This is a genomic window from Pseudomonas graminis (assembly GCF_900111735.1).
Classification (GTDB): domain Bacteria; phylum Pseudomonadota; class Gammaproteobacteria; order Pseudomonadales; family Pseudomonadaceae; genus Aquipseudomonas; species Aquipseudomonas graminis.
In genome coordinates, this window is the sequence record NZ_FOHW01000002.1 from 15,244 (window position 1) to 39,064 (window position 23,821).

The 23,821-nt window shown below is 59.9% G+C and carries 23 protein-coding genes and 2 tRNA genes; 10 read left to right on the forward strand and 15 right to left on the reverse strand.

The annotated features are described in order from the left end of the window. Positions 1-151 precede the first annotated feature (151 nt). Positions 152-760, forward strand: a complete 609-nt coding sequence (locus tag BMY98_RS01860; RefSeq protein WP_074883922.1) for a flavin reductase family protein — start codon at positions 152-154, stop codon at positions 758-760. 81 nt (positions 761-841) lie between these two features. Here the strand turns inward: BMY98_RS01860 and BMY98_RS01865 are convergent, their stop codons facing one another. Both BMY98_RS01865 and BMY98_RS01870 read right to left on the reverse strand, forming a co-directional pair. After that, a complete protein-coding gene (locus BMY98_RS01865) occupies positions 842-2,422 on the reverse strand; it encodes an aldehyde dehydrogenase (NADP(+)) (protein ID WP_074883923.1) in 1,581 nt (526 codons plus the stop codon). Between the two features lie 141 nt (positions 2,423-2,563). Further along, positions 2,564-3,268, reverse strand: coding sequence for a hypothetical protein (locus BMY98_RS01870; protein ID WP_074883924.1), 705 nt, complete (start codon positions 3,266-3,268; stop codon positions 2,564-2,566). Between the two features lie 189 nt (positions 3,269-3,457). Here BMY98_RS01870 and BMY98_RS01875 point away from each other — a divergent pair, with 189 nt between their 5' ends. Beyond that, positions 3,458-3,802: a hypothetical protein gene (locus tag BMY98_RS01875; RefSeq protein WP_074883926.1), complete on the forward strand. Its 345-nt coding sequence runs from the start codon at positions 3,458-3,460 to the stop codon at positions 3,800-3,802. Positions 3,803-3,923: 121 nt separating this feature from the next. On the opposite strand, the gene BMY98_RS01880 is transcribed toward BMY98_RS01875, so the two are convergent. Beyond that, positions 3,924-4,000 (reverse strand) — tRNA-Met (locus BMY98_RS01880). Positions 4,001-4,431: 431 nt separating this feature from the next. On the opposite strand from BMY98_RS01880, the gene BMY98_RS01885 reads away from it, so the two are divergent. After that, complete coding sequence (locus tag BMY98_RS01885) at positions 4,432-6,489, forward strand: methyl-accepting chemotaxis protein (protein WP_074883932.1); 2,058 nt, start codon at positions 4,432-4,434, stop codon at positions 6,487-6,489. A 158-nt stretch (positions 6,490-6,647) separates the two neighbouring features. Next, on the forward strand, positions 6,648-7,304 hold the full coding sequence (locus BMY98_RS01890) for a class I SAM-dependent methyltransferase (protein ID WP_074883935.1): 657 nt from the start codon (positions 6,648-6,650) through the stop codon (positions 7,302-7,304). An 87-nt stretch (positions 7,305-7,391) separates the two neighbouring features. Here BMY98_RS01890 and ychF read toward each other — a convergent pair whose 3' ends face one another. The 8 genes from ychF to BMY98_RS01930 form a co-directional block, all read right to left on the reverse strand. Next, positions 7,392-8,492 carry a redox-regulated ATPase YchF gene (gene ychF / locus BMY98_RS01895; protein WP_074883938.1) on the reverse strand — a complete coding sequence of 367 codons (1,101 nt, stop codon included), beginning with the start codon at positions 8,490-8,492 and terminating at the stop codon, positions 7,392-7,394. A gap of 21 nt (positions 8,493-8,513) precedes the next feature. After that, the gene (gene pth / locus BMY98_RS01900; RefSeq protein ID WP_074883940.1) at positions 8,514-9,098 is read right to left on the reverse strand and encodes an aminoacyl-tRNA hydrolase; all 585 of its coding nucleotides are present in this window, start codon (positions 9,096-9,098) and stop codon (positions 8,514-8,516) included. A gap of 75 nt (positions 9,099-9,173) precedes the next feature. Continuing rightward, positions 9,174-9,785, reverse strand: a complete 612-nt coding sequence (locus tag BMY98_RS01905) for a 50S ribosomal protein L25/general stress protein Ctc (RefSeq protein WP_074883943.1) — start codon at positions 9,783-9,785, stop codon at positions 9,174-9,176. Positions 9,786-9,925: 140 nt separating this feature from the next. Further along, positions 9,926-10,867: a ribose-phosphate pyrophosphokinase gene (locus tag BMY98_RS01910; RefSeq protein ID WP_037018241.1), complete on the reverse strand. Its 942-nt coding sequence runs from the start codon at positions 10,865-10,867 to the stop codon at positions 9,926-9,928. 47 nt (positions 10,868-10,914) lie between these two features. Beyond that, positions 10,915-10,989: transfer RNA gene (locus BMY98_RS01915), tRNA-Gln, on the reverse strand. A gap of 36 nt (positions 10,990-11,025) precedes the next feature. Beyond that, on the reverse strand, positions 11,026-11,874 hold the full coding sequence (gene ispE, locus BMY98_RS01920) for a 4-(cytidine 5'-diphospho)-2-C-methyl-D-erythritol kinase (protein ID WP_175514134.1): 849 nt from the start codon (positions 11,872-11,874) through the stop codon (positions 11,026-11,028). A 5-nt stretch (positions 11,875-11,879) separates the two neighbouring features. Then, the gene (lolB, locus tag BMY98_RS01925; RefSeq protein ID WP_074883947.1) at positions 11,880-12,497 is read right to left on the reverse strand and encodes a lipoprotein insertase outer membrane protein LolB; all 618 of its coding nucleotides are present in this window, start codon (positions 12,495-12,497) and stop codon (positions 11,880-11,882) included. 4 nt (positions 12,498-12,501) lie between these two features. Then, entirely contained in the window at positions 12,502-14,229 is a 1,728-nt protein-coding gene (locus tag BMY98_RS01930) for a tetratricopeptide repeat protein (RefSeq protein ID WP_074883949.1), read from the reverse strand. Positions 14,230-14,487: 258 nt separating this feature from the next. Here BMY98_RS01930 and hemA point away from each other — a divergent pair, with 258 nt between their 5' ends. The 6 genes from hemA to BMY98_RS01960 all read left to right on the forward strand — a co-directional run bounded on the left by hemA (position 14,488) and on the right by BMY98_RS01960 (position 19,869). Further along, positions 14,488-15,765, forward strand: coding sequence for a glutamyl-tRNA reductase (gene hemA / locus BMY98_RS01935; protein WP_074883953.1), 1,278 nt, complete (start codon positions 14,488-14,490; stop codon positions 15,763-15,765). After that, positions 15,762-16,844: a peptide chain release factor 1 gene (prfA, locus tag BMY98_RS01940; protein ID WP_074883956.1), complete on the forward strand. Its 1,083-nt coding sequence runs from the start codon at positions 15,762-15,764 to the stop codon at positions 16,842-16,844. The genes hemA and prfA overlap by 4 nt, the downstream gene beginning before the upstream one ends. Continuing rightward, on the forward strand, positions 16,845-17,678 hold the full coding sequence (gene prmC / locus BMY98_RS01945) for a peptide chain release factor N(5)-glutamine methyltransferase (protein WP_074883959.1): 834 nt from the start codon (positions 16,845-16,847) through the stop codon (positions 17,676-17,678). Beyond that, entirely contained in the window at positions 17,672-18,445 is a 774-nt protein-coding gene (locus BMY98_RS01950; protein ID WP_074883962.1) for a molybdopterin-synthase adenylyltransferase MoeB, read from the forward strand. Before prmC ends, BMY98_RS01950 begins: the two co-directional genes overlap by 7 nt. Continuing rightward, entirely contained in the window at positions 18,438-19,238 is an 801-nt protein-coding gene (murI, locus tag BMY98_RS01955; protein ID WP_074883965.1) for a glutamate racemase, read from the forward strand. The genes BMY98_RS01950 and murI overlap by 8 nt, the downstream gene beginning before the upstream one ends. A gap of 112 nt (positions 19,239-19,350) precedes the next feature. Beyond that, positions 19,351-19,869: an acyloxyacyl hydrolase gene (locus tag BMY98_RS01960; protein ID WP_074883968.1), complete on the forward strand. Its 519-nt coding sequence runs from the start codon at positions 19,351-19,353 to the stop codon at positions 19,867-19,869. A gap of 99 nt (positions 19,870-19,968) precedes the next feature. On the opposite strand, the gene BMY98_RS01965 is transcribed toward BMY98_RS01960, so the two are convergent. From BMY98_RS01965 to BMY98_RS01980, 4 genes are read right to left on the reverse strand one after another with little or no spacing between them, the layout of a single operon-like run. Beyond that, positions 19,969-20,280: a YkgJ family cysteine cluster protein gene (locus tag BMY98_RS01965; protein ID WP_074883972.1), complete on the reverse strand. Its 312-nt coding sequence runs from the start codon at positions 20,278-20,280 to the stop codon at positions 19,969-19,971. A gap of 53 nt (positions 20,281-20,333) precedes the next feature. After that, a complete protein-coding gene (gene phrB / locus BMY98_RS01970) occupies positions 20,334-21,779 on the reverse strand; it encodes a deoxyribodipyrimidine photo-lyase (protein WP_074883976.1) in 1,446 nt (481 codons plus the stop codon). Between the two features lie 9 nt (positions 21,780-21,788). After that, positions 21,789-22,727 (reverse strand): MerR family transcriptional regulator, encoded by a 939-nt coding sequence (locus tag BMY98_RS01975; RefSeq protein WP_083398691.1) that lies wholly within the window; start codon positions 22,725-22,727, stop codon positions 21,789-21,791. 2 nt (positions 22,728-22,729) lie between these two features. Beyond that, a complete protein-coding gene (locus BMY98_RS01980) occupies positions 22,730-23,710 on the reverse strand; it encodes a 2-thiouracil desulfurase family protein (RefSeq protein ID WP_074883978.1) in 981 nt (326 codons plus the stop codon). Between the last annotated feature and the right edge of the window lie 111 nt (positions 23,711-23,821).

The following is a 23,821-nucleotide window of genomic DNA, read 5'->3' on the forward strand; positions in this document are numbered from 1 at the left end:
TATTACATCACCTTTGGCTTGATCTGCAAAGCGCGATTTGGGTGAGTTTCAGGCAGGCGACAGTTTCCTTCATGCACGGGAGGGTGGCGTTCCACCGCTGCGATAAACCCTGTAGTTTTCGATCACTTTTCTCTTTGCCAGGATAATCTCCATGACCGTTTCTCACCGGCGTCCGGTACCTCTCGCCAAATGCTACCGCTTGCTCAACCATGGCCCGACGGTCTTGATCAGCGCTGCCCACGACGGCCAACGCAACATCATGGCGGCGGCGTGGGCGATGCCGCTGGACTTCCAGCCGCCGAAAGTGACTGTCGTTCTGGATAAGTCCGTATGGACGCGGCAGTTGCTCGAAGGCTCCGGCACGTTTGTGATCAACGTGCCGACCCTCAGCCAGATCGATATCGTCGAAACGGTCGGCTCGACCTCGGGGCTGGACATCTCCCAAGAACAAGGCCTGGATAAATTCAAGGCTTATGGTCTGGAGACCTTCGCGGGCTCCCACGTTGAAGCGCCCCTGCTGGAAGGCTGCGCAGGCTGGCTGGAGTGCCGATTGATTCCCGAGCCGCACAACCAGAGCGCGCACGATCTGTTCATCGGCGAAGTGGTCGCGGCGTGGGCGGATGAGCGCGTGTTTTCCGAAGGGCACTGGCATTTCGAGGGGCATGACGCGCTGCGGACGATTCACCATGTCGCGGGCGGGCATTTTCTGGTGATCGGCGATGGCGTGGAGGGCAAGGTGCTGCCGCGATCTGCCGACTGATGATGCCTCGCTTGCCATGACCGCGCCCCTGATTGGAAGGAGCGCGGTGACGCAGGTTCCGTCGCCGGACGTGGATGCAGCTCAGTCCTTTGACAGTTCGCCGTTCACCAGCCGCCAGGTATTCAGCGGATTGCCGGCTTTCAACGCAGGCGGTAGCAGCGAGTCCGGCACGTTCTGGTAACACACGGGACGCAGGAATCGATCAATGGCCGTCGCGCCTACCGAGGTGCTGCGACTGTCGGAAGTGGCCGGGAAAGGCCCGCCGTGGACTATCGAATAACTCACTTCGACGCCGGTCGGGAAGTCATTGAACAGAATCCGTCCCGCCTTGCGCTCCAGGATCGGCAGGAGCGACTGGGCGGTGGCTTCGTCGCCGTCGTCGAACTGCAGCGTCACGGTCAGTTGCCCGTCGAAGCTGGCAGCGACCTTCTGCAGATCGGCAACGTCGGTGCAGACAATCAGCAGCGCGCTTGGTCCGAAGTTCTCGTCCTCCAGCGCAGGGTTGGCGAGGAAGGTGGCCGAGTCGGTACGGAAAAAAGCCGGGCGTGCCTGGAATGAACCTTCGGCCTCCTGACCTTCCGCCACCAGCGTTACACCGGACGCGCTGTGCAGATTATTCAAGCCGTTGCAGTAAGCGCCGTGGATATTTGGCGTCAGCATGGTGGTCGGTAGTTTGTCAGACAACGCCTTGGCCGAGGCCGACACGAACGTCTCCAGCGCGTCGCTTTCCAGTGCCAGCAGGATGCCGGGATTGGTGCAGAACTGCCCCGCGCCCATAACCAGCGATTCGACAAAACCCTTGGCGATGGCTTCGGCACGGGCCAGCAAAGCAGCCGGCAGCAGGAACACCGGGTTGATGCTGCTCATCTCGGCATACACCGGGATCGGCACCGGACGCGCTTGAGCCGCTGCCACGAGCGCCAGGCCGCCACGGCGGGAGCCGGTGAAGCCCACCGCCTGAATCAATGGGTGGCTGACCAGCGCCTGGCCGACGGCAATGTCCTTGTCGATCAGCAACGAGAAAACGCCCTCCGGCATGCCCGTGTCGCGCGCCGCTTTCTGAATCACGCGTCCCACCAGTTCGCTGGTGCCCAAGTGAGCCGGGTGCGCCTTGACGATGACCGGGCAGCCAGCCGCCAGCGCTGAAGCGGTGTCGCCGCCGGCGACCGAGAAGGCGAGGGGGAAGTTGCTGGCGCCGAACACTGCCACCGGGCCAAGGCCGATGCGCCGCAGACGCAGGTCGGCGCGCGGCAGTGGCTGGCGCTCCGGCATTGCGGTGTCGACCACGGCACCGTGCCAGCGGCCATCACGCAGCAGGCTGGCAAACAGTTTGAGCTGGTTCACCGTGCGCATCCGCTCGCCTTCAAGGCGTGGCTTGGGCAGGCCGCTTTCGACATGAACGCGCTCGGTCAGCACATCGCCCAGGTCCAGAAGGCCTTGGGCGATGGCTTCTAGAAAGGCGGCGCGTTGATCGTCACTCAATTGCCGGTAGTGATCGAATGACGCCTCGGCCAGTTCGCACGCAGCGTTGACGTCTTCCAGCGTGCTGGCGCCAAACGACGGTGCCAGGGGTTCACCCGTGGCGGCGGCGAGGGCAAAAACCTCTCCGGCCTGGCCCCGCACAGCGCGTTGTCCGATGATCGTTTCACCAAGAATCTGCATTGCTCAACACCTCTCGAGGGCGGCGACCGTCAGTTGGCACCGCTGTGGCCAGCCCTTGAGGTTACCTCATGGCGCTGCGATCGCCACCGGTCCGGGTGTTGAGCTTGCTGCGGCGCCTTTGGCCGCGCTTATTGCTGCAGCTTATTGCTGAACGACGCTGAATCCTTCAAACGCAGTTTGCTGCTGGATCGCGCTGACGATGTTCTTGCGCGTGGCGGGCTGCTGGTTACCGTCCTTGTCCACGAACACCTCGCTCTGCAGCTCGGCCTCCTCGCCTTCACCGACGAACGAGAAACCCAGGAATTCAAAGGCTTCCCGGTCCGCGTTGGCTTTCGAGCGCGGCGTACGCAGGGGCAGGGTGACGCTGGCGCCGTCCTTGCTGATGACGAAAACCTCGGCTTCCTTCTTCGGCCGTGCCGCTTTGCTCTTGCCGCCGCTCGGGTTGCTGACCGCTTGATGCGTCTGGTTGAGCACTTTCAACGCCAGGCTGTAGACCAGCTCCTGGAAACTCGGGTCGTCCTTGTAGCTGGAGAGAATCCGGCTGATCGGAAACTTCGCGCTCAGATCTTCGAGTGCGGCCATGTCGGCGGCTTCGGCGTCCTTGAGCTGTTTAAGCTGACCCATCAGTTCGTAGGCCTGGTCATCATCGAATCGGTCATGGGCGGCGCGTATGGCCAGGCGCAGATCGCGAATCTGGTCGCTTTCCTTGGCGCTCTGAAACGCGTCGAGCACCATCTCGCTGATGGTTTTGGCCTGTGGCACATGTTGTGAAAGGTTGATGGCTTCTTCGTAGGCTTGCTTCGACGACACGGCGTTTGCCGCCGGATCGGTATGGGAATCAGACATTGAACATCCACTGCTTCGTTAACTGGGTTTGAGGCGCGAAAAGCCCGGGGCGTTTCGAGGGGCGTAATCTATTGGACGAGAGCGCCGTTGTCACGGATTGCCGTCTTCGCCCGGGCCACAGGGCAACATCCAGCCGTCTTGCCGCATGCGCGCTACGCTATGAGTTCATCGAGCCACAGGCGCCGGACCATGCGAAAAATCTGGGTGCGTTACATCGATTTGCTGGAACACGATCTCAGCACGCAAATCTTCGACAACATCAAAAACCTGCTGGTGTGCGCGCTGTTGTTCGCGGCGGGCACCAGTGCGTTGAGGGCGGATTACCACCAGTTCATCGGTGTACTGGTGTCCGGCGCTACTGGATGGGGGCTGATTGGCGTGTCCGCCGTGCTGATGTTCCTGAACGTCAGCGACGGCATTCGCAGGCTTGGCAAGCTGCGCTACCACGTGGCGATTCAGATTCTGGTGTCGCTGGTTTATCTGCTGATCGCTGCCAGACTGGTGGAAGTGGTCTGGGCGTTTCGGGCTGGTTGAGGGGAGGTTGGCCTTAAGGTGCACCACGGAGCAGGGTTGATGACGTTCCGAGACAAATCTGGTTGAAACCTAAACGCCAGAAACAACAAAGCCCGCGCAAGGCGGGCTTTGTTGAGGTACTTGGTGGCTACACAGGGACTTGAACCCCGGACCCCAGCATTATGAATGCTATGCTCTAACCAACTGAGCTATGTAGCCAAGTGGCGCGCATTATTCGCTCAGATCGAATATGTGTCAAGCGTCTCTTTGAAAAAAATTATCCACGCGATCAATCGGTTAGCCTCCCGCACCGTCAACCATCCTTCATCCCCGCACCTCGGTGACAGTTTCACTGCTCACGATGAGTGCTTTTGCCCCACTTTCGAGCACCCGGCGCGCACTCTGACGGGTCTCGTGCCCGGTTTGATGGCCTCGTGCTATCGGTCCGTTTTTTGCTTATGCCTGCCGCAGCGCTGCCGATATGGATGTAGGTGGCTGCGGATTTCGACAAGCCCTAACGCGGCCCTGGTTCAAAAGATGGACGGTTATCGTTTTTAAAACACAGACATGGCATTTTGCCGGTAAAAATGTAAGGCAGCGCAGCGATGATCATGGGTCGTGCAGCGGTTGTCGGTGAGGAGTAGTCGGCTATGCAGAGTCTTTTGTCGCCAGGCATCCGCCTGCTCGGACGTCTCGGGTTCGCACGCAAGTTTCAGGTGCTCTTCTTTCTATTCATTTTGCCGCTCGCAGGCAGCCTCTGGATGATCGGGCAGGATTACCGCAGCAAGCTGGAAGTGATTTCTCAGGAACAGGCCGGCGTGCGCCAACTCATGGCGCTTGATGCGCTGGATGTGCAGCTGACGGCCCAGCGCAACCGCGCTGCGCGCTGGAAGGCCGTCGACATTCTTCGTGATCCGACGCCGGCCGCGAAGGCAGCCATGAACGCGCTGGATGCCGCCAACCCTGACCTGACCCGAACCCTCGCTTCTCTGGGCGATGAACTCAAAGCGCAGAACGCCAGCGCGGACATCATGACGCGGTATCAAGCGGTGCAGGCTTCGGTCAAAGGCATGGATTCGGAATCTCTGCGCACCGTTGGCTGGTGGCCGGACGGCTATGACCGTTTTACCTCCGCCCTCACAGCGTTGCAGAGTCTGCGAGAGCAGATCGCCATGGACAGCGGCTTGATTCTCGATCCATGGCTTGAAACCTACTTGCTGATGCAAATCTCTACGCAGCAGGCGCCGGAACTGGTCGAGCGCGTAGGGCGGATGGCGAGTATCGGCCAATCGTCGATCGCGTCCGGGCAGTTCTCGTTGCAGAGCCGTCTTCAAATGCGCGACCTGCGCAGTCGTATCGGTGACGCGCGGGATCAACTGGTCAAAGCCGTGGGTTCGCTCCAATCCAAAGCGTATCCGGGCATGGAAGTCTGGACGCGTCAGTATGAAGACAGTCTTCAGCGCCTTGATAACGAATTGAAAGTGCTCGACGACGGTGTGTTCGGCGGCAGCATCAAGTTAGACCCTGCTGCTTTCGAGCGCAGCGTCGATGGCGTCAGTGAAGGACTGGCTGCCTTGCGCAAGCAATCACTGTCGTCACTGACCAGTCGGCTCGATTATTACCATGAGCAGTCGACTCTGCAGTTCGTTCCGGTGGCCGCAATTTTCAGCATTCTTGCGCTCGCGGCGCTGTATCTATTCATGTGCCTGCAAGCGTCGATCCAGCGCAGCGCCAAGGGCATTACGACCCTGGCCGAGTCGCTGCGTGACGGCAATTTGTGCGTTGAAGTCGCCGTCCAGGGGCGTGACGAACTCGCTGCAATCAGCACCGCCCTCAACGTTGCGGTGGTGCAACTGCGCACCAGTCTGCTGGGCGTCAACCACGAAACCCAGCAACTGGGCTCTGCGGTGCTGACCCTCAATGCGCAGTCCGGCAGCACGCTCAACGAAGTTGAAGATCAACAGCAGCAAATCAGTCAGATCGCCGCTGCGGCCACCGAGCTGGCCGCGACGTCCATTGGTGTGGCCCGCAGCTGTGAAGCCGCATCCGGCAGCGCCCAGGCCACCCGACGCATCGCCGAAGACAGCAGCCGCGACAGTCAACGCACCACGGCGAGCATTCAGCAGCTGAACCAGAAGCTAACCGACACCGCCAACGCGTTGAGCAAAGTCAGTGAGCAGGGGCAGCAGATCCAGTCCGTGGTGGACACCATCCGCGGCATTGCCGAACAGACCAACCTGCTGGCGCTCAATGCTGCCATCGAAGCGGCGCGAGCGGGGGAGCAGGGCCGTGGCTTCGCCGTGGTCGCTGACGAAGTGCGCAGTTTGTCGCAGCGGACCCAGGCGTCGACCGCGCAAATCGCCGGGACCGTGGACAGCCTGCGTTCGACTGTCAGTCAGGCCGTCAGCCTGATGGAGGCGGCATGTGGCCAGGCGGTCAGTGATGCACAGTCGGTGACCGGGTTGGGCGAGCGGCTGGAAGAGATCGCCAGCGCGGTGCAGATCGTCACTGACACGCTGGCGCAGATCGCCACGGCGGTTGAGGAACAGGCCTCGACGGCGGACGAGGTCAGCGGCAACATCCAGCAGGTTGATCAGGCTGCTGGCCGTTTGCTTGAAGGCGCGCGTGCGGTCAATCAGGCCGCAGACACACTGACTAAAGGCAGTCGGGCCTTGAGTGACAACACCGCGAGATTCCATTTGGGGTGAGCTGCGCAGGCGAGGCGTGAGGGTGACCGGCGCGCGATTGCGTGCACGCCATCATGGGGCAGCGTACGGCGCGGGTTGAAAGAAGAAAGGAAGGCGACGTATAAGATCCGTCGCTTTCTTTTGGTATTTCGATACCCATCGCCGTAGGGGATTTCTCCATGACCGACAGCAGTGCCGCAGGTGCGGCGGTTTATTCGCCCCTGACGTTAGCGTTGTACGACGCCTGGGTGTTGGGCATCTCCAATCGGTATGCCTGGCGTTGCACGACCGACGAGGTGTTGTTGCCGTTCTTCCGCGCCAATGTTCGCGCGCATCATCTGGATATCGGTGTCGGCACGGGTTATTACCTGGCCAAGGCGAAGCTGCCGGTGGCCACCCAAATCACCCTGATGGACCTCAATCCCAGCAGCCTCGCCGCTGCCAAGCGCAGAATCGGCCGGTCAGACACGCGCACCCTTCAGCACGATGTGATGACGCCGATCCCCGGCAACGAGCGTTTCGATTCGATATCGCTGTTCTACCTGCTGCATTGCCTGCCAGGTCGGCTGGCCGCCAAGGCAGCGATCTTTGCTCACCTCAAGCACAACCTGAACCCTGACGGCGTATTGTTTGGCGCAACGATTCTGGGGGACGAGGCGGGGCACAATGGCTTCGGTCGCAAGCTGATGGCGGTTTACAACAAGAAAGGCATCTTCGGAAACAGCCAGGACACCCAGGCCGGTTTCGAGGCGCATTTGCGGACTCATTTTCGCGAGGTAACGCTCAAGCGCGAAGGCGTAGTTCTGCTGTTTCGCGCAGCACAGCCGATCGTCTGAGGCGCATTAAAAGCACAAAGCCCGCGGATCACTGAGTGATGTGCGGGCTTTGGTGTTCAACGAAGTTCGTGGAAGTCCACGAGGGCGTCAGACGTTGAAACGGAAGTGCAGAACGTCGCCGTCCTTGACGATGTAATCCTTGCCTTCCAGGCGCCATTTGCCCGCTTCCTTGGCACCGGCCTCACCTTTGTACTGGATGAAGTCGTTGTAGGCGACGCACTCGGCGCGGATGAAGCCTTTTTCGAAATCGGTGTGGATCACGCCGGCAGCCTGTGGCGCGGTGGCGCCGACACGGACGGTCCAGGCACGCACTTCTTCGACACCGGCAGTGAAGTAGGTCTGCAGATGCAGCATTTCGTAGCCGGCGCGGATCACGCGGTTCAGACCAGGTTCTTCAAGGCCCAGGGCCTCCAGGAACATGTCCTTTTCTTCGCCGTCATCGAGTTCGGCGATTTCCGCTTCGATCTTGTTGCAGACCGGCACCAGCATTGCGCCTTCTTCTTCGGCGATAGCACGAACCACGTCCAGGTGCGGGTTATTCTCGAAACCGTCTTCCGCGACGTTGGCGATGTACATGACCGGTTTGGTGGTCAGCAGATGGAAGCCCTTGATGACGGCTTTCTCATCGGCGTTCATGCTCTTCATCAGGCTGCGCGCAGGTTTGCCCAGCGTGAAGTGTGCGATGAGTTGTTCCAGCAGGCCTTTCTGGACCACTGCGTCCTTGTCGCCGCCCTTGGCGTTGCGCGTGACTTTCTGCAGTTGCTTCTCGCAGCTGTCGAGGTCAGCGAAAATCAGCTCCAGATCGATGATCTCGATGTCGCGCTTTGGGTCGACGCTGTTGGAGACGTGAATCACGTTCTCGTCTTCGAAGCAGCGCACGACGTGAGCAATGGCGTCGGTTTCGCGGATGTTGGCGAGGAACTTGTTGCCCAGGCCTTCACCTTTGGATGCACCGGCAACCAGCCCGGCGATGTCGACGAATTCCATGGTGGTCGGCAGGATGCGCTTCGGGTTGACGATGTCGGCCAGGGCCTGCAGGCGCGGGTCCGGCATTGGCACGATTCCGGTGTTCGGTTCGATGGTGCAGAAGGGAAAGTTCTCCGCCGCGATACCGGACTTGGTCAGGGCGTTGAACAGGGTGGACTTGCCGACGTTGGGCAGGCCGACGATGCCGCAGTTGAATCCCATGGTGTTTCCCCTCGAGTGATGTCAGGCCTTCTGGCTGTGCAGGACGCGCATCGCCTTGGCGAAGTCGCCAGCGAGTACATCCGGCAACACGCCGAGGGCAAAGTCGATGCTGGCGTCCAGTTTTTCCTGTTCGGCGCGTGGCGCACGACCCAGAACGAAGTTGGACACCAGACTGGCGTCGCCCGGGTGGCCGATGCCAAGCCGCAGGCGGTGGAAGCCGTTCTGGTTGCCGAGCTGCGCAATGATGTCGCGCAACCCGTTATGCCCGCCGTGCCCGCCACCCAGTTTGAGTTTGGCGACGCCCGGAGGCAGGTCGAGTTCGTCGTGGGCCACCAGAATGGCTTGCGGAGGAATCCGGAAGAAACCCGCCAGAGCTGCAACGGACTGGCCGCTGCGGTTCATGTAGGTGGTGGGAATCAGCAGACGAACGTCTTGGCCCTGATGACTGAACTTAGCCATCAGGCCGAAATATTTGCGGTCAGCGGTCAGATTGACACGCTGTGCGCTGGCAATGCGCTCAACGAAAAGAGCCCCTGCGTTATGCCGGGTCTGTTCGTATTCGGGGCCTGGATTTCCCAGGCCGACGATCAGTTGGATGGCGGTCACGTCAGGGGCTCTTCCTTGGGTCGAGTGTGATGATGGAAAACATCATCACGGGTTCAACCGGCTAGCGAGTAGTAATTACTCTGCTTCGCCTTCTGCGGTGCCTTCTTCTTCGTCCTGGACGATGCGAGGAGCGTGGACGTTAGCGATGTCCAGATCCTTGTCGTGGGCCAGAGCGACGAATTCAACACCTTTAGGTGCCTTGATATCGGACAGGTGAACCTTGTCGCCGATTTCCAGCGCGCCCAGGTCAACTTCGATGAACTCAGGCAGGTCTTTTGGCAGGCAGGTCACTTCCAGCTCAGTGGTGGTGTGCGAGATCTCGCCGCCTTTCTTGACCGGTGCTTCTTCGTTGATGAAGTGCACTGGAACGATAGCGGTCAGTTTCTGGCCAGCCACGACGCGGATGAAGTCGGCGTGCATGATGAACTGCTTGGCAGGGTGACGCTGCATCGCTTTAACGATGACGTTCTGCTTGGCGCCAGCAATGTTCAGCTCGATAACGTGGCTGTAAGCAGCTTCGTTTTCGAACATTTTGGCGAGTTCTTTGGCTTCGATGGTGATCGAAGTCGCTTCCTTGCCACCGCCGTAAACAACGGCTGGGACGGAGGCGGCGAGACGACGCAGGCGGCGGCTCGCACCTTTCCCCAGGTCAGTACGCGCTTGGGCGTTCAGAGTAAATTCGTTCATTTTGCATCTCCAATATAGCCATGACCGAGCGGCGTTTGCGACCAGCGCCTGACACGGTATGGGCAAAAAAGCCCCGCCCCGGCATTGAGTGTCGGGGCGGGGCGCTTTTCGTCAACGGATGGTTCGGCAGGGCAGGGCCCTTATCGGAACATCGCGCTGATCGATTCTTCGTTGCTGATGCGACGCATCGCCTCAGCGACTACCGGTGCGATATCCAGTTGACGGATACGGTCACAGGCCTGTGCTGCAGCGGACAACGGGATGGTGTTAGTGACCACCAGTTCATCCAGCACGGAATTTTCGATGTTCTCGATCGCACGGCCCGACAGGACAGGGTGTGTGCAATACGCGAAAACCTTGGCAGCGCCGTGTTCCTTCAGCGCCTTGGCCGCATGGCACAAGGTGCCCGCGGTATCGACCATGTCGTCGACGAGAATACAGGTACGGCCTTCAACGTCACCGATGATGTGCATCACTTCGGAGTGGTTGGCCTTCTCGCGGCGCTTGTCGATGATGCCCAGATCAACGCCCAGAGACTTGGCAACAGCACGTGCACGCACGACGCCGCCGATATCCGGAGAGACAATCATCAGGTTTTCGAAGCGTTGGTCTTCAATGTCATCCACCAGGACCGGGGAGCCGTAGATGTTATCTACCGGAATATCGAAGAAGCCTTGAATCTGGTCAGCGTGCAGGTCAACAGTCAGCACACGGTCGATACCGACGACGGTGAGCATATCCGCAACCACTTTAGCGCTGATAGCCACACGGGCAGAACGCGGACGGCGATCCTGGCGGGCATAACCAAAGTAAGGGATTACAGCAGTGATACGAGTAGCCGAGGAGCGACGGAAGGCATCAGCCATCACGACGAGTTCCATCAGGTTATCGTTGGTCGGAGCGCAGGTCGGCTGGATAATGAAGACGTCTTTACCGCGAACGTTTTCATTGATCTCAGCGGTAATCTCACCGTCGGAGAACTTTCCAACAGAGATGTCACCGAGAGGGATATGCAGCTGACGTACGACACGCCGAGCCAGATCGGGGTTGGCGTTCCCCGTAAAGACCATCATCTTGGACACGCGCAGTACCTGGAGGCTTAGGGTATGCCTGGATGACTATAGGAAAATGGCAGGGGCGGCTGGATTCGAACCAACGCATGGCAGGATCAAAACCTGCTGCCTTACCGCTTGGCGACGCCCCTGTATCTGTTGCACGAGTGCCTTGCACTCGGTTCCTTTTAGAGCAGCGCTTGTAACTTCCGGTGCAACATCGAGATGTTTGCGCCTTTTGCTACAAACCCTGTAAGGGTCTCTGTAAGAAGGGCCGAGACTTTATCAGCTTCAGCTTTGCTTGGGAAGGCCCCAAACACACAACTTCCAGTTCCGGTTAATTTTGCTTCGGTAAAATTACCTAACAAATTCAAAGCGTTACCAACTTCTGGATACCGCCTCGTTACAACCGGTAAGCAGTCGTTTCGACTGTTTCCCTTGGGAACGGGGCGCACTTTAATGGGAGGAGTGTCACGTGTCAACAGCGGATCTGAAAAAATTTCTGCTGTACTTACAGATACTTGCGGCACCAGCACCAGATACCAGGGTTCTTCGGGGGTTACAGGGGTCAGGATCTCGCCGATGCCCTCGGCAAAAGCGGCGTGCCCGCGCACGAAAACCGGCACGTCAGCCCCAAGTTTGAGGCCCAGCGCCGCCAGTCGATCTTCATCCCAGCCAAGTTGCCAGAGATGATTCAGGCCGAGCAGTGTAGTTGCCGCATCGGAGCTTCCGCCGCCAATACCGCCACCCATGGGCAGGATTTTTTTCAGCCAGATATCGACACCGAGCGGGCAACCGGATTGATCTTTGAGGGCGCGGGCCGCTCTCACGATCAAATTACTGTCGTGGGGGACGTCGGCAATTTCTGTCTGCAGGCGCACTTCACCGTCGTCGCGAAGCGCGAAACTGAGTTCGTCGCCATAATCGAGAAACTGAAACAGCGTCTGCAGTTCGTGATAACCATCGGCACGGCGTCCAGTGATGTGCAGCATCAGATTCAGTTTGGCAGGGGCGGGCAGTGTCAGTCGTGCTTGCAACATGCTCATTGCCCCAGTTTGCGTGGTTGCCAGTCCTTGATGACCAGCGTGACGTCCAGATCCTGCCCGTGCAGCTTCATGCGTTCAGGCAGCCAGAAACCGTTTTGCTGGGTGTAGCTCAGGTACTCGATCTGCCAGCCATCCTGTTCAAGGCTGGCCAGGCGACTGTCACCGTCAAGGGTCAGGCTGCTTTTGCTGTCCGGGGCGGGCAACCCGCGCACCCACCACACAAGATGCGACACAGGCAGTTTCCAGCCCAACTGATCCTTGAGCAGGGTTTCCGGATCCGGCGCGTCGTAGCGGCCCTGATTGGCGACTTCCAGCGACACCGCGCCAGGGCGACCCGTCAAGCGAGCGGCACCGCGACCCAGCGGGCCGGACAGGCGAATGTCGTAGTAATCCTGACGTTGCAGCCAGAACAGCGTGCCGCTACCGGAGTCCTTGGGCGCGCGGATCCCAACCTTCCCGTTGATCTGCCAGCCGTCGAGGCTGCTGAGTTGTTCTTTGTTCACACGCCATTGATTGGCGTCGCCCTTGCCTTGAACGGCTTCGCGGGAGGACATGCCGGCACAGCCGGCGAGCAGGGCGATCAGGCTGAATACGAGTACGTGGCGCAATTGCATAAATTCAAAGGGTCTCGGCGCCGGTCAGGCGTTTGATGGTGCTGCGCAAGACCGGGCTGTCAGGTTGTTGTTCGAGGGCCTTGGCCCACACTTTGCGGGCTTCACGCTGCTCGCCTTTGGCCCACAGGACTTCGCCCAGGTGCGCGGCGACTTCGTGATCCGGGAACCGCTCCAGCGCCTGGCGCAGCAGACGTTCGGCCTCATCCAGATTGCCCAGGCGGTAATTGACCCAGCCCAGGCTGTCGAGCACTGCCGGGTCTTCCGGATTGAGCTGGTGCGCGCGCTCGATCAAGTCCTTGGCCTCGGCGTAGCGCGTCGTGCGGTCCGAAAGCGTGTAGCCCAGGGCGTTCAGCGCCATGGCGTTGTCCGGCTCGCGTTTAAGAATGGCGCGAAGATCGCTCTCCATCTGTTTCAGATCGTTGCGTTTCTCGGCCAGCATCGAGCGGGTGTAGAGCAGATTCAGGTCGTCCGGGTGCTGCTTGAGCGCCTGACTCAACACTTGCCAGGCGCGATCGCTCTGGTTGTTGTTGGCCAGGGTCTCGGCTTCCACCAGATACAGCTGAATGGCGTAGTCGGGTTGGTCCGCGCGGGCCTGAGCCAGCCGTTTCGAGGCCTCGGCGGTGTTGCCGTTGCTCATGAGAATATCGGCCTGACGCAGCTGCGCAGGCAGGAAGTCATTGCCGGGGCCCACTTGGGCGTATTCGGCCAGCGCGGTTTGTGGGTCGTTGCGTTCTTCGTAGATGCGGCCAAGGTTTACGTGGGCCGAATCGACGTGACTGCCACGGGCGACGAGGTCTTCGAGGTAACCCTGCGCTTCGTCCCATGCCTTGTTTTCCAGGCACACGAGGGCGAGCGAGTAACGCAGCTCATCATCATCCGGGTACTGCTGAACCAGGCTGGAGAACTGCACTTTGGCGTCTTCCATGCGGTTCTGTTCCACCAGCATGCGCGCATAGGTCAGGCGCAGACGCTTGTCATCCGGGTACTTCTTAATGCTTTTTTCCAGTAGCGGAATCGCTTCCTTGCCGCGGTTCATGCTTTGCAGCAAGCGAGCGCGCAGCAGAATCGGCGCCACTTCGCCTTCACCCGGCGGGTTGTCTTCCAGCAGTTTCAGGGAGGCGGCACTGTCGCCTTCCTGCTGAAGGAGCAGTGCCTTGCCGAAGATCAGCTGGCCGTTTTTCGGGTACTTCGTCAACAGGCGGTCGAAGCTGGTGATCAGCCCTTTGCGCGTAGTGGAGTCGGTTTCCGACGCCGACAGCGCGAGGAAGTCAAAATGCGTGTCGCCCTGGCCCTGAAGCACCTTCTCCATGTAACGCATGGCGTCGTCGTAGCGACCGGCCCGCGCCAGCTGGATGGCTGCCGCGCGCTGTGCCTCGAGATTGCTCGGGTCGTTTTTGGCCCAGATCATCGATGTGTCGAGGGCTGCCTGATCGGCGCCCAGGTACTCGGCGATGCGGAAGGCGCGCTCGGAAATCCCCGGGTCCTGGGTCTGGATCGCCTGGGTCACGTAGTTATCAAGCGCGATGTCGAAGCGGTTGCGCTGGCCGGCAAGCTCGGCAGTCAGCAGGCTGACGACAGTTTCCTGAGTAAAGGAGCCGTACACCTGAGGTTTGGCCTCGGGTGCGGGCGGCGCTTCTTTCGCCGGTGCGGAGGGCTCCGTAGAAACGGAGGCCGTAGACTGGCAGCCACTCAGAGCGACAAGGGCAAGGAACAGCGCGGAGGATTTATTCATATAGAAGAGGGGCGGCTTACCTGCGGTTTGGAAGCATCATGACACAAGGCCGGGAGCAAACCCACAGCCCGCACGAAATCTGGATACGCTCAATCTACAGCCTGCGCGCGGACATTTTGTCGCAGGCCGGAGGCGGTGATACGCAACCTGTATAGGGACAATAGCGTGCTGCGGACGTTCTGAATGTATTGCGGTGGTTGTCCTCCCTCTAGTGAAGTAGGACAATTGCCGGCTTCACGTCACCATCAGCGACCTTGAATGGCCTTTCTTGCTCTGGGTATCAACCATAAGACTGCATCAGTTGATGTCCGCGAGCGCGTGGCATTTACGCCTGAGCAGCTGGTTGAGGCGCTGCAGCAGCTCTGCCGCCTGACCCAGAGCCGGGAAGCGGCCATTCTCTCCACCTGCAATCGCAGCGAACTTTATATCGAGCAAGATCAGCTGACCGCCGACGCCGTGTTGCATTGGCTGGCGGATTATCACCACCTGAATGTCGATGAGCTGCGGGCCAGCGCCTATGTACATCAAGACGACGCGGCGGTGCGTCACATGATGCGCGTGGCGTCGGGGCTGGATTCGCTGGTGCTCGGCGAGCCGCAGATCCTCGGTCAGATGAAATCAGCCTATGCCGTTGCCCGGGAGGCCGGCACGGTCGGGCCGTTGCTCGGGCGGCTGTTTCAGGCCACCTTCAGCGCTGCCAAACAGGTACGCACCGACACCGCCATTGGCGAAAACCCGGTCTCCGTCGCCTTTGCCGCCGTCAGCCTGGCCAAGCAGATTTTCAGCGACCTGCAGCGCAGTCAGGCGTTGCTGATCGGGGCAGGGGAGACCATCACTCTGGTTGCCCGTCACCTGCACGAGCTTGGGGTCAAGCGTATCGTCGTTGCCAACCGCACCCTTGAGCGGGCGAATATTCTCGCCGAGCAGTTTGGTGCTCACGCGGTGCTGTTGGCCGACATCCCGGCCGAGCTGGTCAATAGCGACATCGTCATCAGCTCCACGGCCAGCCAACTGCCGATTCTGGGCAAGGGAGCGGTAGAAAGCGCGCTGAAACTGCGCAAGCACAAGCCGATCTTTATGGTCGATATCGCCGTGCCGCGCGACATCGAGCCCGAGGTCGGCGAGCTGGACGACGTCTACCTCTATACCGTTGACGATCTGCACGAAGTCGTCGCTGAAAACCTCAAGAGTCGCCAGGGCGCGGCGCAGGCGGCCGAAGAGCTGGTCAGCGTGGGCGTCGATGACTTCATGTCGCGGCTGCGCGAACTGGCGGCGGTCGACGTGCTCAAGGCGTATCGTCAGCAGAGCGAACGCCTGCGTGACGAAGAATTGCAGAAGGCCCAGCGCATGCTCGCCAATGGCAGCAACGCTGAAGACGTGCTGATGGCGCTGGCGCGTGGCCTGACGAATAAATTGATGCACGCCCCCAGCGTGCAACTCAAAAAGCTGTCCGCCGAAGGCCGCGTCGATGCGCTGGCCATGGCCCAGGAACTCTTTGCCCTCAACGAGGGCTCCACGGATAAATCCCCGCAATGAAAGCTTCACTGCTTAATAAGCTGGACGTGCTCAGCGACCGTTTCGAGGAATTGACCGCGCTGCTCGGCGATGGCGAAGTCATCTCCGATCAGACCAAATTTCGCGCGTACTCCCGTGAGTACGCCGAAGTCGAGCCAGTGATTCAGGTGTACCGGCAACTGCAGAAAGTGCAGGCCGACCTCGAAGGCGCCCAGGCGCTGCTCAAGGACAGCGACCCTGACATGCGCGAAATGGCCGTCGAAGAAGTACGCGATGCCAAGGATCAATTGCTGGTGCTTGAGGCTGACCTGCAGAAAATGCTGCTGCCCAAGGACCCAAACGATGGCCGCAACGTGTTTCTGGAAGTTCGCGCCGGCACCGGTGGCGACGAAGCCGCCATTTTCGCCGGGGACCTGTTCCGCATGTATTCCCGCTATGCCGAGCGACGTGGCTGGCGTGTCGAGATCCTGTCCGAGAACGTAGGCGAACATGGCGGCTACAAGGAAGTCATCGCCCGGGTCGAAGGCGAAAACGTCTACGGCAAGCTGAAATTCGAGTCGGGTGTGCATCGTGTTCAGCGCGTCCCGGAAACCGAATCCCAGGGACGCATCCACACCTCTGCGTGTACGGTAGCGGTGTTGCCGGAGCCGGACGAGCAGCAGACCATCGAGATCAATCCATCCGACTTGCGCGTTGACACCTATCGCTCATCCGGCGCCGGTGGTCAGCACGTCAACAAGACCGATTCGGCCATCCGCATTACGCACTTGCCGTCCGGCATTGTGGTGGAGTGTCAGGAAGAACGTTCGCAGCACAAGAACCGTGCGCGGGCCATGTCCTGGCTATCGGCCAAGCTCAATGATCAGCAGACCTCTGCGGCGGCCAACGCCATCGCCAGCGAGCGTAAATTGCTGGTAGGTTCCGGGGATCGCTCGGAACGCATTCGTACGTACAATTTTCCACAGGGCCGAGTCACGGATCACCGCGTGAACCTGACCCTCTATTCCCTTGATGAAGTTCTGGCCGGCGGGGTCGATGCAGTGATAGAACCGTTACTTGCCGAGTATCAGGCAGATCAACTTGCGGCACTGGGTGATTAAATGACCATCATCGCCAGCTTGTTAAGAAGCGCCGAGTTGCCGGACTCTCCGACAGCGCGTCTGGATGCAGAATTGTTGCTGGCCGCTGCCTTGGGCAAACCGCGCAGTTTCCTGCACACCTGGCCCGAGCGTATTGTCAGCACCGAAGCAGCGCACGCCTTTGACGGCTATCTCAAGCGTCGTCGAACCGGTGAACCCGTCGCGTACATCCTGGGCCTGCAAGGGTTCTGGAACATCGACCTGGAGGTCGCGCCCCATACGCTGATCCCGCGGCCTGAAACCGAGATGCTGGTGGAAACCGCGCTGGAGCTTTTGCCCGGTGCGATTCCCCACACGCTGCTCGACTTGGGCACTGGCACCGGCGCCATCGCGCTGTCGCTGGCCAAGGATCGTCCGCAATGGAGCGTCACGGCGGTAGACCGCGTTGAAGAGGCGGTCGAGCTTGCCGAACGCAATCGGCAGCGCCTGCATCTGGATAACGCGAAGGTTTTGCACAGCCACTGGTTCGGTGCGGTCGAGGGTCAGCGTTTCGACCTGATCCTGAGCAATCCTCCCTACATCGCCTCCAACGACCCGCACCTGGTCGAAGGTGACGTGCGCTTCGAGCCAAGCAGTGCGCTGGTCTCCGGCGCCGATGGCCTGGACGATCTGCGTTTGATTGTGTCGCAAGCGCCCGCGCACCTTGAAGCCGGCGGCTGGCTGTTGCTGGAGCATGGTTACGATCAAGGCGCGGCGGTGCGCGAGCTGTTGGTTGAGCACGGATTCGAACAGATCAAGACCCGCCGCGATCTGGGCGACCATGAACGCATCACCTTCGGGCGAGTGCCGTGCTGACGGACGAGGAACTGCTGCGCTATAGCCGGCAGATCCTTCTGCAACAAGTCGACATCGATGGTCAGTTGCGCATCAAGCAGAGCCGCGTGTTGATTGTCGGCCTCGGCGGACTGGGTTCGCCGGTGGCGTTGTACCTTGTGGCGGCCGGCGTTGGTGAACTGCATCTGGCGGATTTCGACAGCGTCGATCTGACCAACCTGCAACGCCAGATCCTTCATGACACCCCGAGCGTGGGCCTGAGCAAGGTCGATTCAGCCATCACCCGGCTGACTGCTATCAATCCGCAGATAACACTGGTTGCCCATCGCGCGGCCCTTGATGTCGACTCACTGGCGGCAGCCGTTGCCGAGGTCGATCTGGTTCTGGACTGCTCGGACAATTTCTCGACGCGCGAGGCGGTCAATGCTGCCTGCGTTGCCGCGTGCAAACCCCTGGTCAGCGGCGCCGCGATCCGCCTCGAAGCGCAACTGTCGGTGTTCGATCCGCGCCGTCCGGAGAGCCCTTGTTACCACTGCCTGTACGGGCACGGCAGCGAGACCGAACTGACCTGCAGCGAGGCCGGCGTCATCGGCCCGTTGGTGGGGTTGGTCGGCAGTTTGCAGGCCCTTGAGGCTCTCAAGCTCATTGCCGAATTTGGCGAACCGATGGTGGGGCGACTTCTGCTGATCGACGCTGTGAGCACGCGATTCCGCGAGTTGAAAGTCAAACGCGATCCTGGCTGCAGCGTGTGCGGCACCGGGCGTCGAGCTTCCGCCGAGCATGAATAGAGACAGTGACGCGCCGGTGGCGGTATTTGATTCCGGCGTCGGCGGGTTGTCGGTGCTGGCGGAAATACAGCAACTGCTGCCACGAGAGTCATTGCTTTACGTCGCCGACTGCGGCCATATCCCCTACGGCGAGAAAACCCCCGAATTCATTCGTGAACGTTGCGCGACGATTGCCGAGTTCTTCCACAATCAGCGCGCCAAGGCCCTGGTGATCGCCTGCAACACGGCGACGGTGGCCGGCATCGCTGACTTGCGCCTCCGCTACCCTGACTGGCCGCTGGTGGGTATGGAGCCGGCGGTCAAACCTGCGGCCGCGGCGACGCGAACCGGTGTCGTCGGTGTGCTGGCGACCACGGGCACTTTGCAAAGCGCCAAATTCGCCGCATTGCTCGATCGCTTCGCGGCAGACGTGCAAGTCATCACGCAGCCCTGCCCGGGGCTGGTCGAGTTGATCGAAACGGGTGACCTGGTCAGCCCGACGATTCGCCAATTGCTGCAGGGTTATGTCGCGCCGTTGCTTGCGGCGGGTTGCGACACCATCATTCTGGGTTGCACCCATTACCCGTTTCTCAAGCCGTTGCTGCGGAAAATGATCCCTGCGTCCATCACGCTGATCGACACCGGGGCGGCTGTAGCGCGGCAGTTGCAGCGGTTATTGAGCGAGCGCGAGCTGTTGGCGAGCGGTCATCCTCAGACCGCTCAGTTCTGGACGACCGGCGATCCAGAAGATTTCAGAAACGTCCTACGCGTGCTTTGTAACAACTCCGACAATGTGCGAAGCTTCGTTTCGTGAAAAAAACGTGAATCGCTTCGTCTGTGGGTGAACTAAAGTTCAGCCGCCGGCTTCTACAGCACTTCTGTCGGTATAAAAATTTTTAACTGCTTTCGAAAATAGGATGTTTCAGATGAAGCGACTGTTTTGTTTGGCTGCGATTGCGGCTGCGTTGTTGGGGCAAAGCGCAATTGCTCAAGCTGATGGGGTCGAGTTGTCCGTAGGACACACTGGCGAGTCCACGATGACTTATCGTCTGGGCGCGCAATTTGATTGGGATCAAAGCTGGTGGCAAACCGGTGTCGGTCGCCTGACGGGTTACTGGAGCGGCGCCTATACATACTGGGAAGGCGACAAGAGCTCCAGCAACAACAGCCTGTCGTTCTCGCCGGTATTCGTCTATGAGTTTTCGGGTGAGAGCGTCAAGCCTTACATCGAGGCCGGCATCGGCGCCGCTGTATTCCAGCGTACCGAAGTGGAAGGCAACAAGTTGGGCAGTGCGTTCCAGTTCGAAGACCGTTTGGGTTTTGGTCTGCGCTTTGCCGGTGGACATGAAGTTGGCCTGCGCGCCACTCACTACTCCAACGGCGGCATGACCACCAACAACGACGGTATCGAAAGCTACGCTATTCACTACACGATGCCGTTCTAATCGCTATATCGCGTTAATGCAGTCGCGGCCCTGACCGCGATTGCAACGTAGCAGCCGCAGATGTGTCAGCCAACGCGGCTGACGCATAAAAACCAGTCATCACAGATACGCCGTCGCAATCCCTTCTCGTTCGGCAATACACTCCGGTGCACCCATTTCGAATTCTCTACAAATCAACGGCCGACGGTCGTAGATCGTGCACATCATCGTGTCGCGATCCAGCGCCGCGCACCAGCCATCGTCCAGGCGCAGCATGACTTCCCCGCCCCAGTCATCGGTGTCGATGTAACGCTCGGGCACGCCGGTGTCGGTGATCAGCATGACTTCCAGCTGGCAGCAGCAGGCCGCACAAGTTGAACACGTGATAGCGGGTTCGGCAGGGAGTTGAAGCGAGGGGATAACGGTCGTCATGGGCGGCAGTTTAAATCACCGCGCAGCAGACCGCTAACCGATGTGACCAATGCTCACCCAATCTCCTGGGTCTCGGCCTGTCGCTGTGGCAGCGACTTGAACGCTTGCAGCGCGCGTTCGCGGCTGGCTTTCAAATCGACGATAGGCGCGGGGTAACTTTCGACGCTGAACAGCCCGCCCAGTGCAGTGGGGTTGTGAATGTCGCGCTTGTTCAACTCAGCCAGTTCAGGCACCCAATGCTTGATGAATCGACCTTCAGGGTCGAAGCGCTCCGACTGACTTTGCGGGTTGAAGATCCGGAAGTAAGGCGACGCGTCGGTGCCGGTTGATGAACTCCACTGCCAGCCGCCATTGTTCGACGCAAGATCGCCGTCGATCAAGTGCTGCATGAAGTAGCGTTCACCTTCACGCCAGTCGATCAGCAGATTCTTGGTCAGGAACATGGCCGAAATCATCCGCAAGCGGTTGTGCATCCAGCCGGTTTCAAGCAGTTGGCGCATGGCTGCATCGACAATCGGCAGACCGGTTCGACCTTGTTGCCAGGCTTCCAGATCCTTCGGCGAATGGCGCCATTTCAACGCTTCGGTTTCCGGGCGGAAGGCGCGATGACGGGACACACGGGGAAAGCCCACCAGCACATGCTTGTAGAACTCACGCCAGAGCAGCTCGTTGATCCACGTCACTGAACCCGGATTACCGGTTTCAAACTCGCCATTGTTGCTGCGCAGCGCCGAATGCAGGCACTGGCGGGGCGAAATCACGCCGGCCGCCAGGTACGCAGACAGCTGGCTGGTGCCTGGCTTGGCAGGAAAGTCGCGCTCTTGATCGTAATAATGCACTTGCTCGTCGGTGAAGTTGTGCAGGCGGTCACGCGCCTCATCTTCACCTGCAGGCCAGAGCGCGCGCTGGGCCTCGGTCGGCGCGGCGAAACCCTTGACCGCATCCGGAACGACATCGCTTTTGATGGACAGCTTCTGTTGCGGCTTGGGCAGTGCAACCAGCGCCGGCATCGAGTAATGCAAGCGGGCGTAACAGACCTTGCGGAATTGTGTGAAAACCTTGAAGTAACCCCCGCTTTTGGTCAGCACGCTGCCCGGCTGAAAAAACAGCTGGTCGAGGTGGCGGCGAAACACAATGCCGGCGCCGTCGAGTGCCTCCTCCACTTCACGATCTCGCCGGGTCTCGTTGATGCCGTACTCGTCGTTGACGTGAACGCCTTCGATCCCGTGTTGCTGACACAACTCCAGTATCGCCTTGGGAGCCTGCGCCCACGTGTCTGCATGGACAATCAGCAGCGGCACGTTCAGCGCTTCAAGCGCCTTGCGCAGCTCGCTGAGGTTACGCAGCCAGAAATCGACTTTGCACGGGGCATCATCGTGGCTCTGCCACTGGCCCGGGCTGATCATGTACACGGCAAGAGTCGGGCCCTGCTCCATGGCAGCGCTCAGCGCGGTGTTGTCGTGCACACGCAGATCGCTGCGCAGCCATATCAATTGCATAGTTATTCCTTAGATAAGCCCCAGCCGCTGCAAAGCGGCCTGGGCGGTCAAAGGGTCTTCCGCAAGAGAGAGGCCGGAGACTTCACCCTCGGCTGCGGATAATTCCGTGGAATGAATGCGCACCGCGGGACCGACGATCAGCTTCGGACACTCGATTTTGTGCAGCAGGCGAGGCAACTGGCCGACGTTCAGTGATTTGCTGGAGTACAACAACACCGCGCGCGGCTTGAGGTATTCGCAGGCCAGGGCGAGTTCGCCGGCCGGCAAAGGCCAGTCGAACACTTCCACCGGGCAATCGGCGCTACTGAGCAGCCACGCGGTCAGCCACAAGTGCGGTTCGAGCGGCAGATCGGACTGGTTGACCAGCAGAAGGGGCGCGCCACTGACCTGACGATTGTTGTGGTACAGCCGCGCGCCGAACTTGCTGCGCAGCCACGAGTAGAAAAACACCCGCTCCAACTGCGCGCCGAACTGGCCCTGCCAGCGCTGCTCAAGTGACGCCAGCAGCGGGAGTAACAGTTGTTCGCAGAGCGTGCGCGGCGGATACAGCGACATCGCGCGGTTGAGCGAATCATCGAGACGTCGCTCGGCCAGGGCGCCGATGGCGTCCTGAAGGGTCTGGCGAAGAATGTCCCAGTCGTTCTCGACACTCGGCGCTGGCGCCTGCTGATCGTCGATCAACTGCTTGACCTGACTGACCGACACGCCGCGGTTCAGCCACGTGAGGATGGTCAGCACACGGTCCACATGCTCGTGACTATAGAGCCGGTGGCCCTTGGGCGTTCGGTGCGGAACGATGAGGCCGTAGCGGCGTTCCCACGCACGCAGGGTTACAGCGTTTACGCCGGTCAGGCGGGCGATTTCGCGAATTGGCAGCCAGCCGTTTTCAAAGGCACTCGCGGGGTCTTGCGGGTCGCCTTCCGGCGGTTCTTGCTCGTTGGGGGTCATGGTCAAATCGCGTTGCGAAGACTGAGGTTTTCCGGATGAGGCTGCAGATAGACCTGCAGCGCAATGTACGGATCGGGGTGTCGGCGGAAATGGTGTTTGAGCAGCGTCAACGGCACAACCAGCGGCACGATGCCTTGGTGGTACTGATTGATGACGCCCTGGATTTCTTTCTTGTCGGACGCAGTGAGTGTCTGCCGCAGATAGCCGCACAGATGCTGCAACACGTTGGTGTGGGTGCGCCGGGTGGCCGGTTTCTTCAGCGCGCTCATCAACTGACTGAAATAGCGCGGGGCGATTTCGGCCGGGTCATTTCGGCCCATGGTCCCCAGCAGATTGCCCAGCGTCTTGTACTGGACAGGATCATTGGCCATCAGTTGGTATTTATAGCGAGCGTGAAACTCGGTGAGCGCACGACGGGTAATGCCGCTTTTCAGCAGCGTCTGCCAGGCGGCATAAGCAAACACACGGGTGATGAAGTTTTCCCGCAGCACCGGGTCGTTCAAACGGCCGTCTTCTTCGACCGGCAGATCAGGATGACGCGCGCAGAACGCCTGGGCATAAATGCCGCGTCCACCTGTCTCGAACGGCACGCCGTTATCACGGTAAACCTTGACGCGCTCCAGGCCACACGACGGCGATTTCTGCATGAAGATATAGCCGCAGATGTCGCTCATCTCGGTGGCCATGTGTTCGCCGTAATCAGCCAGCTGCTCGGTCACGTTCATGGCGTGGTGGACACTGCCGACCGCCTGAGGATGATCCGGGTCACCCACCAAACGGATGGCTTCGCGAGGGATGCCCATGCCGATGGCGACTTCGGGGCACGCGGGCACGAAATCGAAATATTCGGTGAGGGCTCGGGTCAAAAGGTGGGATTCCTTGTGCCCGCCATTGAACCTGACCTCCACGCCCATCAGACAGGCGCTGACGCCCAGCTTGGGTTTGGAAGCTTGCTCTGATGAATGATCGAGTACAGCAGACATGACAAACCCTCGATGAACTTCTTATACAGATGAGTTTCTCTGTACAACATTTGCCCATCATAGGTTTGTCGCAGTGCAAGTCAAATAATTTGTACAGGATCGGGAAGTGAA

What these genes read in the sequence shown, in the direction of transcription:
- BMY98_RS01860 (WP_074883922.1), top strand. Translation starts at nt 152, where the DNA reads ATGACCGTTTCTCACCGGCGTCCGGTACCTCTCGCCAAATGCTACCGC.
- BMY98_RS01865 (WP_074883923.1), bottom strand. Translation starts at nt 2,422, where the DNA reads ATGCAGATTCTTGGTGAAACGATCATCGGACAACGCGCTGTGCGGGGC.
- BMY98_RS01870 (WP_074883924.1), bottom strand. Translation starts at nt 3,268, where the DNA reads ATGTCTGATTCCCATACCGATCCGGCGGCAAACGCCGTGTCGTCGAAG.
- BMY98_RS01875 (WP_074883926.1), top strand. Translation starts at nt 3,458, where the DNA reads ATGCGAAAAATCTGGGTGCGTTACATCGATTTGCTGGAACACGATCTC.
- BMY98_RS01885 (WP_074883932.1), top strand. Translation starts at nt 4,432, where the DNA reads ATGCAGAGTCTTTTGTCGCCAGGCATCCGCCTGCTCGGACGTCTCGGG.
- BMY98_RS01890 (WP_074883935.1), top strand. Translation starts at nt 6,648, where the DNA reads ATGACCGACAGCAGTGCCGCAGGTGCGGCGGTTTATTCGCCCCTGACG.
- ychF (WP_074883938.1), bottom strand. Translation starts at nt 8,492, where the DNA reads ATGGGATTCAACTGCGGCATCGTCGGCCTGCCCAACGTCGGCAAGTCC.
- BMY98_RS01905 (WP_074883943.1), bottom strand. Translation starts at nt 9,785, where the DNA reads ATGAACGAATTTACTCTGAACGCCCAAGCGCGTACTGACCTGGGGAAA.
- lolB (WP_074883947.1), bottom strand. Translation starts at nt 12,497, where the DNA reads ATGCAATTGCGCCACGTACTCGTATTCAGCCTGATCGCCCTGCTCGCC.
- BMY98_RS01930 (WP_074883949.1), bottom strand. Translation starts at nt 14,229, where the DNA reads ATGAATAAATCCTCCGCGCTGTTCCTTGCCCTTGTCGCTCTGAGTGGC.
- hemA (WP_074883953.1), top strand. Translation starts at nt 14,488, where the DNA reads ATGGCCTTTCTTGCTCTGGGTATCAACCATAAGACTGCATCAGTTGAT.
- prfA (WP_074883956.1), top strand. Translation starts at nt 15,762, where the DNA reads ATGAAAGCTTCACTGCTTAATAAGCTGGACGTGCTCAGCGACCGTTTC.
- prmC (WP_074883959.1), top strand. Translation starts at nt 16,845, where the DNA reads ATGACCATCATCGCCAGCTTGTTAAGAAGCGCCGAGTTGCCGGACTCT.
- murI (WP_074883965.1), top strand. Translation starts at nt 18,438, where the DNA reads ATGAATAGAGACAGTGACGCGCCGGTGGCGGTATTTGATTCCGGCGTC.
- BMY98_RS01960 (WP_074883968.1), top strand. Translation starts at nt 19,351, where the DNA reads ATGAAGCGACTGTTTTGTTTGGCTGCGATTGCGGCTGCGTTGTTGGGG.
- BMY98_RS01965 (WP_074883972.1), bottom strand. Translation starts at nt 20,280, where the DNA reads ATGACGACCGTTATCCCCTCGCTTCAACTCCCTGCCGAACCCGCTATC.
- phrB (WP_074883976.1), bottom strand. Translation starts at nt 21,779, where the DNA reads ATGCAATTGATATGGCTGCGCAGCGATCTGCGTGTGCACGACAACACC.
- BMY98_RS01975 (WP_083398691.1), bottom strand. Translation starts at nt 22,727, where the DNA reads ATGACCCCCAACGAGCAAGAACCGCCGGAAGGCGACCCGCAAGACCCC.
- BMY98_RS01980 (WP_074883978.1), bottom strand. Translation starts at nt 23,710, where the DNA reads ATGTCTGCTGTACTCGATCATTCATCAGAGCAAGCTTCCAAACCCAAG.